Genomic DNA, 13,629 nt, shown 5'->3' with positions numbered 1-13,629 from the left:
GAAAGTTTGCTTTAAGGAATTACATTTGTTTTGCTAGTGCGATAAATTCTAGTTTGATTTTAAGAAGATTACCTTTTTCAAAACCTTCTAATTTACAAATTCTCCCTTTATCAAACTTAACACCTTTGTTTTGGAAAAAATTTAAGATTTTAATTTTGTCTCGATATCTTGTTTCCGCCTGATCTTGGAATCCAGAATAATAAAGATCTTCATCTGGTCGATAACAGCCGACGAGTTCGTTCCCTAAACGAGTTGATTTGTTTTTTAAATCCGTTTCGGAAAATAGTAGAGGGATAGGTTCGAAAAAGGATGAACTAATTGCAGAAATCACGGCTACGTTTTCGCCTTCTGCGTTTAGTGGAGAAAGACCTTTGTTTTTAAGAATTTTGATAATTTTCAATTTACTGCTAATTCTATTTTCTAGGCATTGATTCTTACAATTGTCATCATACCTCATAAGTCCAGAAGCGACGCTAAGTAGATTATTTCCAAATAAATCTTTAATTTGATAATCAGCACCAATATTGATTAGATGATTGAATGTATCAAAGTCACCATAACTAGCAGTATAATAGAGAGGAGACTTGTAACTTTTATCGTATTTGTTAACGCTTTCAGCATTCGGAAACCAATTAGTTCTTTCTTGATCAGATACAGTCATACTTTGGTTATACTTTTTTACGATTTTATCTGCAGAACTTGAGCATCCTACAACTAAAATAACTAGAAATATTAGTAATATGTTCTTCATGTTTTTATCCTTTTTTAATTTTTAATGAGATTGTAAACTTTCGCATAACAGTATTCAATGGAGTCTCTGTTTTAAACAGAGACCATTTGATTCTAATCCATTTGTAAAGGAAAAAAATTACGATACTTCTCTTTCGTTATTTCTCATCCCTCGAGAGATATAGTCATACAAAAATTCTCCAGTGATTACTCCGGGGATGATGACTTTTTGGGCTCCATCCGCCACTAACTTTTTAGCTTCCCCTGGTTCATCACTAGTGAGAATGATTTTTGCGTTGGGTGCGAGTTTGCTAAGAGTAGAAAGCAAACGGTTGTTATTGGTTCCTTTTAAGAACGAGTCAGAAATGGTGCAGATGACCATCGAAGCGTCATGAAGGCCAATATGAGATAAAGAATCCGGATGGGCAAGGTCGGCATAGGCCCAAAGGAATCCTTTGTTTGTGAGTTCCTCTTTGAAGGCCGGATTGTAGTCAGCAATGATGATCCGTTTGATAAGGGACGGAGATAAGTCTTCTAAGTATTCCACAAAGGCCCGAGCAATTCGGAAATATCCAAGGACAATGATGTCTCGCACCATTCCATCACCATGTCCTCCATGCCCACCGTGACCTGATTTGTCATCCTTTCCAGATTCTTCCGCTTGGTCAGAAATTCCTACACGAGCAAGTAATCTTTCGAACGTCGCCGCTATGTTATGGTTATACATAATGATGTATGTGGAGAGAACTGATGCAATGATGGTCGAAGTTAAAATCACCGCTTGTAGTTTTGGAGTGATGTGTTCGAATCCGGCACCTAACGCTAAAATAACGAGAGAGAATTCTGAAATCTGTGCTAGGTTGAGTGCAGTTAAGAAACCATTTCGAACCCCTTTGTTAAGTTTGATGATGACAGGAGCAATGGTAATCATCCTTACAAATAACATAAGAGTGATGATAGCTGCTGATAGTCCGATGACTTCCAAACTAGGAAGAGGTACTTTTAGTCCGAGAGCCACAAAGAATAGAGTCACAAAAAAGTCTCGGATACCAATCAGTTTGGATATGACATCGGCACCATAAGGGAAAGCTGCAATACTCATACCGGCAACAAGAGCACCCATTTCTTTGGATAGTCCCACTTTACCTGCAATCCCACAAACAAAAAAACACCACATAATTGATGTTAATAGAATGAGTTCTGGGCTACTCGCGCAGGCTTTGTACAACTTAGCTAAAACGTAACGACTGACACTAAAACTAAAGGCGATGAGTAAAACGATGATCCCAACAGAAGTGAGAATTTTTAAGATTTCAGGGTTGTTTAAGTTAGGTTGGACCCCCATAAACAAAATGGCCCAAATGTCTTGAAAAACCAAAACCCCTACGGTTAGTTTTCCTGAGAGGGTATTGATTTCAACTTTGTCCTGTAGTAACTTAACAACGATTAGTGTAGAACTAAGGGAGAGTGCGACAGCAATATAGAGGAGATCAAATTTTTCAGAACCGATGGACAGCCCGAAAAAAGGAAACACGGAATATACAAAGGCAACGGAAAGTGTAAACTGAAGGATTCCCAGAGTGAACATAGCCTTACCCATTTTTGCGAGTTCAGCCAAGTTGATTTCTAATCCGATGATGAAAAGTAGTAGGATGAGTCCAATTTCTGAAATGAGTTCGATACTTGCTTCATTGGTGACAAGCTCAAAACCCATTTCCTTGCCGAGCATAGCCCCACCGATAATATAACCTAAAATTAACGGTTGTTTGAGGACTCTGGCAATGTGACTTAAGACTGTAGCGAAAATAATACTAAGACCGATGTCTTGTAATAGCGACTCTTCCCCGTGCATAGAAACCTTCTTTAGGAAGAAGTTTAGAAATTCATTGAGTAGTGAAAGTCGTTTTTTTTCTGAACAATAAATCAGATTAAGGAAATGGAGAAATTTGTAGGATTGAAGCTGTGGAAGCTTGGAAATGGGCAATGGCTACATGGTGATCGTACAAGGCCTTAATTTCTCGAACTGCAGCTTCCGCGCTTGTTTGTTCACGAATGTTCACGAATAGCAGAGTGGAATCACCTAGTGCAAATCGTTCTCTTTCCATCTCTTCTAATTTTCGTGCAAGTTCGACTTCATTTTGAGTCACTGTTACGCGTTTTGCTGAAGCAATCACCTCAGATATGGAATCTTGGACTTCCGTTTTGATTTTGTCTTTTGAAAATTGTAATTCTTGATCCAGTTGGGCAATCTTTGCTTCAGCGGCACCAATAAGACCTCTCGGCCTTTTGGTTTGGATGGGAATGTTCAGGATGAGAGAGGCTTCGAGTTCCGGTTTGGCCTTTGTGACAGAACCTGGCCCAAAGTCTTGGGAACCTGCGACCACTAAATCCACTTGCGGTTTTAATGAATTGTATCCCATGTCCTGGTCTACTCGAACTTTGTCTCGTTTGAATTCGAAGTCTTGTAGTTCCGGTCTGAATTTCCAAGCGAGTTTGATACTTTTTTCCAATTCCACTTTTTTATAATCAATGGGTTTCGGAAATCCAATGGGCAATCTGTTCGTTGTCGGAAGGATTAAATTTCCATCGGGGGCACGTAAGAATAAAGATAAATCGATAGCAGCTTTTTGCATCTCTCGTTCTGCAGAAACAAATTGAGATTCTCTTTGTAAAATGGCGCGGTCATTTTCCGTTCCTTCCATTTTTGGGATGTCACCTAACTTAATACGTTGGGAAATTTGATCTTGTCTGTTTTTTGCTATTGCTAACAAGTCTTTGTTGACCAAATATTCTTGGCCACTGGCCACCCATTTCCAATACCTTCTTGTGGCCTCTTTCGTAACTTCGATTTTCAGTTTTTGAATGGAGAGTTCAGCCAGTCTTCGGTCAAGGTCTGCCTTTTTGATATCGGCTCTGTTTTTATCAATCTCTCGATTGCGCATCAGGGGAAAGATAGCACCCGCCCGAACTTCACCATGATCGTTTGTTTCTCTCCTCCCATCATAAACGGGAAAGGTTCCACGCCCAATCCGATAACCAGCGAAAAAGGAAGTTCCCCCAAGTGGTGTTGGTTTTTCAAATACAGCATCTGCAGCATTGTTTGTATAATAACCCATAGGTTTTGTGGTTCCCATTGATTTAAATTGTAAATCAAAGGCCCCTTCGGCTGCGAGATAGTTGTACTCGGCTTCCGTTAAAAGTTTTTCTGCTGCAAGAACTAATGGATAAGATTTCTCTACGGACTTCAAAAGTTCACCTAACGTGAGTACCCCAGGTTGTTGGTTGATATAATCCTGAGAATATATGTTTGGGCCATGTAAGGATTCAAATGGATCACGTGTTGGATCTGCCTCTATGACAAAGGCAAAAAACATTCCAAAAGGACAAAGGAACGCGAGTAGGGATTGATTTAGTCTACGAATCATTTGACCTTATCCCCACTTCCAGTTTCATCTAACAATGATTTCATTTCTGGGTCATCCATTGGTAAGTTTGGTGGGAAGTCGTTAAACCTTCTCCATAGTTCATAACCAACACTCACACGGTTAAGAAAAATCCAACCTTTGGCTCTTACTCCTTGTCTGAGATAACGGCTAGACGGCCATTTTCTATCATCTCTATCGGGAATGACAAGCACTCGGAAATTTCCAGAGCCATTGTCAGTAATATCAACAAGTTTAACAGTTCCACCAAAAGTTCCCACAGCAGTTTCAGGCCAACCGCTGATTTGTAAAACAGGGTATCCTTGGAATTGTAATCGAACCTTTCTTCCTTCACCAACGAGTGGTATATCGTTGCCGGAGATAAAAAGTTCTACTGCTTTGTCTTCCGCATCGGGAACAAGAATTGCAACCCCGTCCCCTTCTTTTACTTGTTGGGTGTCAGGGTTCACCAAAATTCGCATGATGGTTCCGTCTCTAGGGGCAAATATTTCTTGGGTTTCTTGTCTAGATAACCTAGCTTCGAGTTTAGGAAGGTCTTCCAAAACACGAGCCACTTCGGATTGTGCTGATGCTAAGGATGCTTTTGCATCATTGATGGATGCTTCTGCATCTTGGGCCACTTTTCCCGTATCGCTGTACAAAGCCCTTTCTTCTTTGATGGCTGCATCGTAGGTTGCTTTTGCGCGATCAAGACCCGTCTCTGCATTGGTATGTTCTAGTTCTGCCAGTTCCAATGTTCGTTTGGACGTGAGGCCTTTTTCCCACAATTGTTTTTGACGATCTAAATTAAGATTGGCAGTTTTTAAAGCAGCCTTTGCTGCATCTACTGCTTGTTCGCTGGCACGTACTCGATCTTTTGCCATCATCCTTCTGGAGTCTGCCGCATCCACAGCACTACCTCGGGAAGAACGTAAACTAATGATCCGCGAACGAATGTTATCTTCTCTGGCTCTTGCTGCTTCTAATCGTTGTAAAAGTGCATTTTTTTCTTCCCGGATCCTACTAATAAAATTTGGATCGTTATCGGAAATATCAATGATTGGATCTCCCTTTTTGACTCTTGTTCCTTCGTGTACATGCCATTTTACAACACGTCCACTGATGGGAGATTCGATGACTTGTTGACGGTCTAGGGGTGCATAAGCAACAACCCTTCCAAATCCCATCGTAGTTTGTTGCCAAGGAACGTATAATAGAATGAGAAGACTCAAAAAGAAAATGATGGTAAGTAGATAAGCAAGGCTTTGTGCAGGCAAAGCTGTTTGTACCAAACGATAGGAAGGTAAATTTTTATGAAGTTTCCATTTTTGTGACATATCAGTTTTTATCAACCAAACTTAAGAGTTTACCTTTAAGGAATGGGAATCTGTTTCCAATCGCAAAATCTGATCCATTTGTGAAAGAAGATTTGGTGATTTTGACACAACAAGTAGAGTCCAGTTCCTATTTTTTTGTAACAAAACTTTGAGACAAGCAGTAAGTAGGTGTGGAGGTAAAAGATCTAAGTTCCCATCAATTAACAAAAGTTTTGGTTTTCCAAGAATTGCCCGGGCGATAGAAATCACAGTGGTTTGGATCGTATCAAAGGGATGACCAAATGTCAAAAGTGGGGTATGGATTCCATTAGGGAGGGATTGGATGGTTTCCCAAATACCTAATTCTTCTAAAAGTTGTCTGATTTCGATTAGAGAGATTTCTTCTCTACCCACACGAATGTTTTCGAGAATGGTTCCTTCGAAGATTTCATTTCCGCGAATCAAAAAAGTAAAAGAATGAATCTGTTCTTTAGAAACTTCATGGATGTTTTGGTGGTTGTATTCAACAATTCCGGATGTTGGTGTTCGCATCCCACAGATCAGATCTAATAAAATATGAGCATCATACGGTGTGTTAGATGAGATTCCGATGGATTTACCAGGTGTTACTTTTAAATCAAATTTGTTAAAAATTTTGTGACCGTTGGTGAGAGAATAATTGATTCCAGAAAGTTGCACTTGGATTGGCCCTTCCGGAATTTCAAATTCTACCGTTTTGACTGGAATTGTTGGTAAGTGGAATACGGAATTGATTTTATCAACAGCCGCAATCAAACTATAAAAACTGTCTAATTGTTTGCCGAATTTGGATATATCACTGAGTACTTTTGCAATGACAAGTTCGGCCGCTACTAGTTGTCCAATGGTAAGTTGTCTATGGATGACTAAATAACCACCTAACCCAAGTACGATGGCACTTGCCAATGCTTGGATCCCAACAAGTCCAATGATTTGGCGGATATAATTAAAAAAGTATTTTTTCCTAGCATACAAATAATCTCTGATGAAGGAATCCGCTTTGTCCAAAGCAAAATTGGAACCAAAGGTAGAATGGAAGAGGGCAGAATGTCTGGATATTTCTTCTAGCCATGCCGCGACTTTGTATTTTTCTTTCGAAATTTTGATATAGTTTTCTGCGGCTGGTTTTCCTAATCGATACGTAACCCAATACCCACCAATAAATAAAATGAGAAAAGAAAATACGATAAAGATAGGGTGATAAAAGGAAATCAGAACAAAACCAATGACTGTAGTTAGAACTACGGATAAACCATCAACTAATAAGGAATGAATGGACTTTTGAATTGTCATTGTATCAAAAAAACGATTCACAAGTTCTGGGTTGTGGTGTTTGTCCAAAACATCCTGTCTGATTTTAGGAAATTTGACAGCAAACTCTGTAGCAATTCTAACAAACACACGTCTTTGTAAGATTTCCACAACATAGATTTGGATGGTTTGCATGGCCCCAGCAAATCCAAGGAAAAATACAACTAACAATGTTAATATGATAACTGGTTGGATTAAAACTCCAAAGGCTACAATATTAACAAGTGAGGAAGTTGCAACAGGTACAACTAAAGATAAAATTCCAATTCCAATTCCGTAAATAAAAACAATCCAAACATCTTTGGATTCCATTCGGATCAAATGTGAAATTTGTTTTAATGCATTTTTAACAGCAGAATGGGAACCGGTAACTTCTTTGTTTGTTGTAAATGGAAAAGTAGGTTCGGCAATGATCCAATCTACAGAATCTTTATTTGATTTGATTCCGATGAATTTCATTAATTCTTTTTCGGAATACCATTCTCCTTCATTGTCAAATCCATGTAGAGGTTTTACTAAATAGGAAGAAGTTTGGTAACTGATAATTGCGTAAAATTCAGATAAGTTATGAGTTTCACTGGGAGTTTGAAAAACAAATGGTGAGTCTTGGGAGATAAAAGACTTTATGTCTTGTAATGTTTTTTGGACGATATTAAGGCGGATTTGGTATTGGTGTGATGCTGCAAAAAGAAATTCATAAAAATTCTGATTGGAAAGGATTCTATATTTACTTCTAAGGGAACGAAACCCTTCTATAATTTGACTTGGGACAGAATGGATGTGCAAAGACTCCGATAAAAAGTCTAAAACGGATTTTGCCAAATCTTCATGGGAAAAAAGTCTTGGATCAAAACTTTCTTCTTTTGCCTTGAAGAGTTGGTTCCTAAAATGAAATACCAACAAACGTAAAAATTTTAACATGTGAATTGCGATTCGAACCTTAGACTACACTTGACAAAACTTTGTTCTAGATTTTCTATTTTCAACCAGAGGTTCCTATGAAAATTTTTTATTCCATTTTGGTACTAATCGCACTCAATTTTTCCACCGGACTGATTGCACAAGAAAACTGCACATACGAATATGATCCATCCCAAACCTCATTAGAGTGGACAGCGTTCAAATTTACAGAGAAAACAGGTGTTAAAGGCAAGTTTGATTCCATCAAGGTAACTGGCAAACAAAAAGACAAATCAAAGTTTGGTGCAGTAAAATCAATTCAATTTCAAATTGATTCTTCTACTGCTAATTCGGGTGTTCCTGATCGCGATGGAAAAATTAAAAAATTCTTTTTTGGCTCTGTAAAAGGGAATGGAAAAATTTCTGGATCCTTTTCTGACATTAGCACAGGAGAAACTGGAACTGCAAAACTGAATTTAAGATTCGGAAATGCTAAAACAACGGCGCCAGTCAATTTTGTTTGGAAAGAAGATGTTCTCGAAGTGACTGGAACGGTTGATGTAGTGGCACTGGGATTACAATCGGGACTTAGTAAATTAAATGCTGAATGTAATGATTTACATAAAGGTTCTGATGGCGTGAGTAAACTTTGGCCTAATGTTGATGTAAAAGTTGTATCAACTTTAAAGAAAGTTTGTAAATAAATGTTAAGTCCAAATCGTTTTTGGGAACTTCCCTATCGGTTTGGACACTTTATATTTTATTTTGTATCAGCAAAAAAGGTGGGAGTTGTATCTAGATGAGTAAAGAGATCGAAACATATAATAAATCCCAATCACCAACAGATAAGGAAATTTGTGATCTTCTGTATCAGGAAATCAATTTAAACTTACCGAAAGCTGAAAAGAAAATTTGGCATGCTCATCCCGTTTGGTTTTTGGATGGGAATCCCATTGTTGGTTATAGTAAATTAAAAACTTGTATTCGTCTTTTGTTTTGGAGTGGCCAAAGTTTTGAAGGAGAAGGACTAGAACCAGAAGGAAGTTTTAAAGCAGCAGAAGCCCGATATACAGATGTTAGTCAAATCAAGAAAAAAGACCTGAAACGTTGGCTCAGCCAGTCGAAAAAAATCCAATGGGACTATAAAAATATTGTGAAACGAAAAGGTGTCCTGGAACGATTGAAGTAATCACCAGTAACAGGGACATTTATAGGCATTACCTATATAAAGTTCGTTATACGGCATTTTTAAAAATATATGAAAAGTATATATTTTACATTAATCATTTCCTTATATCTTTGTTTTGCACAGGCAAAGACAATATACGGAAGCGACCTTAAATCACCTGGAATAGGTATTTTGATACATAAAACTCTAAATCCTCATGGTGAAAGATTACATTTTCCGGAAAATTTAGCATTAAAAGTTTACAATTCGAAAAAGAATATAATTGGAGAAATAAGTTCTTTAAACTCAAACGTAATTTTATCCATAAATAATAGTAAAACATTTGTAAAAACTGAAATGATTGCCTATGACGGTTTGGCAATTATCATCTATTCAACATCAGAGAATTTTTATGAAATAAAATCAGAATCTATAAATTTTCCTATTTGGCTTAATAAAAGTGATCTCACCAAAAACGATTTAAAATATTTTCTATGGAATAATTTTTTACTACAATATCAAAAACATCTATATCCGCTAATTCCTTTAAATCTTAGGTCTATACCAGATAAAAATGGAAATAAAATTGTATTGGTAAAGAATCAAAAGTTTGAAATTATACTTACCGGCCAGATTAGCGAAAATTGGGCTAAAGTAAATGTTAATGAATATTCTGATGATGAGCAAGACTGCGGTTCAAACGCAAAAGTATTAAACAAATATAGTGGTTGGTTAAAAATTACTGACGATAATGGAACTCCAAATGTTTGGTTCTATCCAAAAGGATGTTGAATCAATCAAAAAAATTTGAAAGTTTGATAGATCAAAATTTAAAATTTGTAAACGATGCGCTACGGCACTTGCTTGGATACACAAGTTACGTGGCCAGTCCCTAAGGTTCAGAGAAGGTCGTCTCCACTGGTTCTTAATTGAAAGGATGAATATGGATAATATAGAAATTAAAAAACTGTCTTCTAGTGAATTAAGTCAATTTATAGAGCTCATTCGAGTCTTTGAAGATGTCTTTGAAATGAAAAACTTTCAAATGCCAAGTTCTTATTATCTTCAAACTTTATTGGATAGGGATGATTTTTTTGTTTTTGTTTCTATCTCTCAGAATCAAGTGATTGGTGGTTTGACTGCATATACACTTAGTCAATATTATTCTGAAAAACCTTTAGTTTACATTTTTGACCTAGCTGTCCTTACCAAATACCAACGGCAAGGAATTGGCAAATCACTTATCGAAGCGATTAATGTTTATTGTAAAAAGATGGGAGCAGAAGAAGTATTTGTCCAAGCAGATTTGGTGGATGATTATGCTTTGGATTTTTATAGAGCAACGGGAGGATTACCAGAGGAGGTGATTCATTTTACGTATCCGTTGAGTTAAAAAATGCGTTTGGATAATCACATTCCTTTTGACATACAAAGATTCAAAATCTGCATGTCATGTTTATCAAACATTGACCGATTGGAATTCGAATATTCTAATGCAAGGTGTAGTATTGACTTCTTAATCAAAAAAATGATATGTATATAAAGATAATTAATAGGATTGCATTTGTATTCATTTTAATGCTAATATTTACGTTCTTATTAATTTATTGTAAAATTAAGATTTCATCCTTAAATTTAGATGTTTTGAAATTCATGCATATAGATACAGAAGATTTTTCCATATGTAATTTAACTTGTTTCAGAAGGACAGAAATATTCCAGCAGGGAAGGGAAAATAGAAATGTTGGTTTTTATTTATTAAAGAATTCAAATGTGATTGAGAAATATGAAAGTTCAACTAGCAATTATTGTTTGGACTATGTTAAAGATCATACATACGATGGAGCAACGTCTCATCTTGGCATTATTAGATTAAATAGTTTCAAAAAAGGGTTTTGTTTTGGTCGTCGGAATGTCGACAATACGTATTCAGTGATTTGGTTTGAGGCTGGATTGAAATATAATTTATTGAGTTTTATAAGTAATGCTTTTGAATCCTAAGGCTCGTGAGCCTTGTCAAATTTACTGTAAATAATTTCACCCTATATGATATAATGAAACCAAAGCTCGGGAAAGATCAGGTAAAAAAATGAAGATTAGTGATAAGGGAATACATTTATTAATACTAAAAATAGTCTCAATACTGATGATATTGGCAATTGTAAGTTGTAAAAAAGATGAGCGAGAAATTGAAGCATTGAAACTAAAACAACTTTTTGATGAGGGAAATTATACTGAAGCAATAGGTTATTCTGAATTTTTAATGAATAAATATCCTTTATCAAAGAGTGGGTATTTAATCATGATATCCGTTGCTTATCAACAGTTAGGTAATTTAGAAATGACAAAACTTTACATAAAAAAAGCTATTGAAGCTGATAACTCCCAAGGTGAAAACTATGCAAATCTTGGGGTGATTTATTTTAATGAAAATAATTATAATGACTCGTTACCATATTTACTTGAAGGCCTTGAAAAAGGTGGTTATAAGGATCCCTGCGCTCTCGTTTATGCAATTGCAGTCTGCTATTCTAAATTAGGAGAAGTGGAAAATGCGGCAGGATCTTTTATCTCATTCCTTTCAAGGTGCGGGAATGAGCCAATGTTAATTGAGCAAAAACGCATTGCTGAATCCTATTTAGTCACTAACAAAAAGTACATTTCTGAACCTCGGCAAAATAATAATAGCGAATAAGATGTTCCTTAAATTAAGTAATTGGTGCAATACGAGAAAGGTTTTGAAGGGAAAAGCAAACGGTCTGGTATTGATGGTTGTGACAAAGCTACTGCTAATTGGACGAAGCAAAATGGTCGCCAAACTGTTGAAATGACTTTGGAAAATTGGAATATAAATATACCTGTTTATGATGCGAATACCGTCAACGTGAGAAAAAAATGAATATCCTACTTTAAAAAAGAACCGTGATGTTACATCTATGACTACAATTAATATAGAAACTGGAAAGAGAACCATATTATAGAACAAACCATGATTTGCCGAATTGATTGATTATGTAGTACAATATCGAGGAGTCGTAATTTGATATTTAAAAATAATGAACTTGAAGAAGCAGTGACTCTTTATGTTGGCTGGGGTAAGAATATACATCCTTCGATAGATGAAAATTTATTAATCCAAAAGTATGGGAAGGATCTTGGAAGTAAATATTTAGCTAAAATAAGAACACTAAAGCATGATTTCTATAAGACAGATGCGTTTGATAAAGCCAATAATACTACGGAAATGGGAAGAATGGCAATTGCTCAATTCAGAAAATTACATCCAGAAATTGGCTTAAAAATCGCAGAATTATTTGCTTGGTGTTATACTTTTGACAATAAGTAGCTGACCCTTACATTTTCAATGTTTACCTGTAGTTCGTATAAATCTCATTTTTATAGATAATTAAGCGTATAATAAACAAATCTTTTAATAAATATCAATTTTTACTTGGAAAAATGAAGTTTTATTATCAAAAGTGGGTCTGAATGAATCCAACAAAATGAATAACAAATTGAAAGAAACAAAGATTGGTGAAGGAGTTTCTAAAGAGGGGGTCAGTGTAACTGGTTGCAGTAGCGCAACTGATATAGGTTCAACTTGTATTACAATCAAAAAAGAAAAAGGTAAGACATTTGCCAGTAATAACACAACAATAAAGAGTAAATAATAATGGTAAACATGACACGTAATATTCAGTTTAAAAAATTGTTTTTTGTATTTTTATTCTTTGGATTAATGAATTATTGCTTTAAAGAAAAAAAGATTGAATTTGATTCAAATGATCCGGTAGCAATGGCAAAAGAAGCAGAAAGACTTTCAGATGAGTTTTTTGAAAAGAATGAAGAAAAATGGCAACAAGCATATGAGCTGGCAAGGAAAGCTTATGAATTAAATGATAAAGATAAGACTACAATTAGGTCATGGTCATTGTTGCTATCTGAGCGAGCTCATATTAATTTTATGAATAAAAAATTTGATGATGCCATTAAATATGCCAAAGAAGCATTTAAGATAGATAAAAAAAATGACGCCGCAATAAATACATTGAGTGCTTCTTATTATTTAAAGGGTGACCTTAAAGAAGCATTGGAATACGCATTAGAGTTTTTAAAACAGCACACTGAAGATTATACTGCGTGGGGGGAAGCTGGTAAAATGTATTATGAGCTTAAGAAGTATGAAAAAGCGATAAAATATTTAGATAAAGCTTTAGAATTAATTAGAGGTAAGGAAGATGATAAGCAATTGATAGCTTATAATTATTTTATTGGAATTAGTTATTATAGGACAGGTGAATTGAAAAAATCAGCATATTACTTAGAGAAATTTCTTGATTTGTTAAAGAAAAATAATCTAGAAAAAACTCTAAAATATAAGGATGGCGTTGAGGATGCAGATTTTATTATTAAGAGAGCAGGGAATTCCAAATAAAGCATTTCGTGGCGAGTCTCGCCAAAACTATAATAGCGAATAATATGTTCGTCAGGTTAAACGTCAGTTGCAAGCGGGATCGACTGTCAGAATTAATCTTGGTTTTAAGCTTATTTTTTATCCTTTAGAAAAAAATTCCTAACAAATAATTGTTCCCAAACCAAACCCTCCGCGCCAGCGATAGGAGCGGAAATCCTTTCCGTAAAGGATTTATTTTGATCAAATAGGAGATTGGAAAGATTGGAGCGGATAGCGCGGTCGGTTTTAGAAGGCGATGTCAATCAACTAACGAATTCGAGGTGCCCAGAG

General features: G+C 35.9%; 13 protein-coding genes. 8 read left to right on the top strand and 5 right to left on the bottom strand.

The genetic code is table 11. The features are described from left to right. Window positions 1-19: 19 nt before the first annotated feature. From EHQ16_RS05370 to EHQ16_RS05350, 5 genes are all read right to left on the bottom strand, one after another. A complete protein-coding gene (locus tag EHQ16_RS05370) occupies window positions 20-751 on the bottom strand; it encodes an ankyrin repeat domain-containing protein (protein WP_135634915.1) in 732 nt (243 codons plus the stop codon). Window positions 752-868: 117 nt separating this feature from the next. Continuing rightward, complete coding sequence (locus EHQ16_RS05365) at window positions 869-2,581, bottom strand: cation:proton antiporter (RefSeq protein ID WP_135634917.1); 1,713 nt, start codon at window positions 2,579-2,581, stop codon at window positions 869-871. Between the two features lie 76 nt (window positions 2,582-2,657). Continuing rightward, window positions 2,658-4,154: a TolC family protein gene (locus EHQ16_RS05360; protein WP_135634919.1), complete on the bottom strand. Its 1,497-nt coding sequence runs from the start codon at window positions 4,152-4,154 to the stop codon at window positions 2,658-2,660. Continuing rightward, window positions 4,151-5,488 carry an HlyD family secretion protein gene (locus EHQ16_RS05355; protein ID WP_208742233.1) on the bottom strand — a complete coding sequence of 446 codons (1,338 nt, stop codon included), beginning with the start codon at window positions 5,486-5,488 and terminating at the stop codon, window positions 4,151-4,153. The genes EHQ16_RS05360 and EHQ16_RS05355 overlap by 4 nt, the downstream gene beginning before the upstream one ends. Window positions 5,489-5,509: 21 nt before the next feature. Next, entirely contained in the window at window positions 5,510-7,738 is a 2,229-nt protein-coding gene (locus EHQ16_RS05350; protein ID WP_135634921.1) for an ABC transporter transmembrane domain-containing protein, read from the bottom strand. Window positions 7,739-7,815: 77 nt separating this feature from the next. On the opposite strand from EHQ16_RS05350, the gene EHQ16_RS05345 reads away from it, so the two are divergent. The 8 genes from EHQ16_RS05345 (at window position 7,816) to EHQ16_RS05310 (ending at window position 13,320) form a co-directional block, all read left to right on the top strand. Continuing rightward, window positions 7,816-8,421: a YceI family protein gene (locus EHQ16_RS05345; protein WP_135634923.1), complete on the top strand. Its 606-nt coding sequence runs from the start codon at window positions 7,816-7,818 to the stop codon at window positions 8,419-8,421. Between the two features lie 95 nt (window positions 8,422-8,516). Beyond that, on the top strand, window positions 8,517-8,906 hold the full coding sequence (locus EHQ16_RS05340) for a DUF1801 domain-containing protein (protein ID WP_135634925.1): 390 nt from the start codon (window positions 8,517-8,519) through the stop codon (window positions 8,904-8,906). 69 nt (window positions 8,907-8,975) lie between these two features. Beyond that, window positions 8,976-9,677: a hypothetical protein gene (locus tag EHQ16_RS05335; RefSeq protein WP_135634927.1), complete on the top strand. Its 702-nt coding sequence runs from the start codon at window positions 8,976-8,978 to the stop codon at window positions 9,675-9,677. A 151-nt stretch (window positions 9,678-9,828) separates the two neighbouring features. Further along, window positions 9,829-10,278: a GNAT family N-acetyltransferase gene (locus EHQ16_RS05330; RefSeq protein ID WP_135634929.1), complete on the top strand. Its 450-nt coding sequence runs from the start codon at window positions 9,829-9,831 to the stop codon at window positions 10,276-10,278. Between the two features lie 696 nt (window positions 10,279-10,974). Beyond that, window positions 10,975-11,580: a tetratricopeptide repeat protein gene (locus EHQ16_RS05325; protein WP_135634931.1), complete on the top strand. Its 606-nt coding sequence runs from the start codon at window positions 10,975-10,977 to the stop codon at window positions 11,578-11,580. Between the two features lie 345 nt (window positions 11,581-11,925). Further along, window positions 11,926-12,231, top strand: a complete 306-nt coding sequence (locus EHQ16_RS05315; protein ID WP_135634933.1) for a hypothetical protein — start codon at window positions 11,926-11,928, stop codon at window positions 12,229-12,231. Window positions 12,232-12,400: 169 nt separating this feature from the next. Beyond that, a complete protein-coding gene (locus tag EHQ16_RS19475) occupies window positions 12,401-12,556 on the top strand; it encodes a hypothetical protein (protein WP_167482634.1) in 156 nt (51 codons plus the stop codon). Window positions 12,557-12,567: 11 nt separating this feature from the next. Then, window positions 12,568-13,320: a tetratricopeptide repeat protein gene (locus tag EHQ16_RS05310; protein WP_167482633.1), complete on the top strand. Its 753-nt coding sequence runs from the start codon at window positions 12,568-12,570 to the stop codon at window positions 13,318-13,320. The last annotated feature ends 309 nt before the right edge of the window (window positions 13,321-13,629 follow it).

The sequence above is a fragment of the Leptospira kanakyensis genome, assembly GCF_004769235.1.
Lineage (GTDB): Bacteria > Spirochaetota > Leptospiria > Leptospirales > Leptospiraceae > Leptospira_A > Leptospira_A kanakyensis.
This window is presented reverse-complemented; position numbering and strand designations above follow the sequence as displayed.